2 protein-coding genes are annotated in these 629 nt (G+C 42.3%); both read left to right on the forward strand.

The annotated features are described in order from the left end of the window. The first annotated feature begins 94 nt into the window (after positions 1–94). Complete coding sequence (locus C7H79_RS17335; RefSeq protein WP_106708450.1) at positions 95–337, forward strand: CopG family ribbon-helix-helix protein; 243 nt, start codon at positions 95–97, stop codon at positions 335–337. 3 nt (positions 338–340) lie between these two features. Then, the gene (locus C7H79_RS17340) at positions 341–616 is read left to right on the forward strand and encodes a type II toxin-antitoxin system RelE/ParE family toxin (protein ID WP_106708451.1); all 276 of its coding nucleotides are present in this window, start codon (positions 341–343) and stop codon (positions 614–616) included. The last annotated feature ends 13 nt before the right edge of the window (positions 617–629 follow it).

Genomic DNA, 629 nt, shown 5'->3' on the forward strand with positions numbered 1-629 from the left:
GCTTTTGGCACCTTTAAGCAGATGGAACCAAAAATTCTGGACATAATTAATCAATAAGATTATATTCGATTAATTATGATTGACGGGATTGAAAATGGATACTCGTGTTGTTACTGCTCATATTCCCATTGAGCTTGCAGAACAGATTGATGAGCTTGCAACCCGCCTCGATCGTCCTAAAGGCTGGATTATTAAACAGGCTTTAACCTCCTTGGTAGAACTTGAGGCAAAACGTCAACAGCTTACTTTGGAAGGCTTGGCCGATGTCGATGCTGGTCGAATTGTCGATCATACGTCAATTAATGATTGGGCAAAAAGCATCGATAAGCCAGTCTAATCTATGGTGCTCAAATGGACAGCGAGTGCTGAACGTGATTTGGTTCGACTTCACTCTTTTCTAGAGTTAATTAATCCACGAGCGGCGGTACAAGTAGTACAGCAACTCGTGGCAGGAGCTGAACAATTAATGATTTATCAGCAACTTGGTGTGCCGCTGCATGAATTTGCGCCTCGTGATGTTAGACGGATAATCATTGGCGATTATGAGTTACGTTATGAACTCACCCAAACCACTACGTATATTCTTCGAATCTGGCACGTGCGGGAAGACCGATAATGATTTAATTCCT

This window comes from Nitrosomonas supralitoralis (assembly GCF_003011925.2).
Lineage (GTDB): Bacteria > Pseudomonadota > Gammaproteobacteria > Burkholderiales > Nitrosomonadaceae > Nitrosomonas > Nitrosomonas supralitoralis.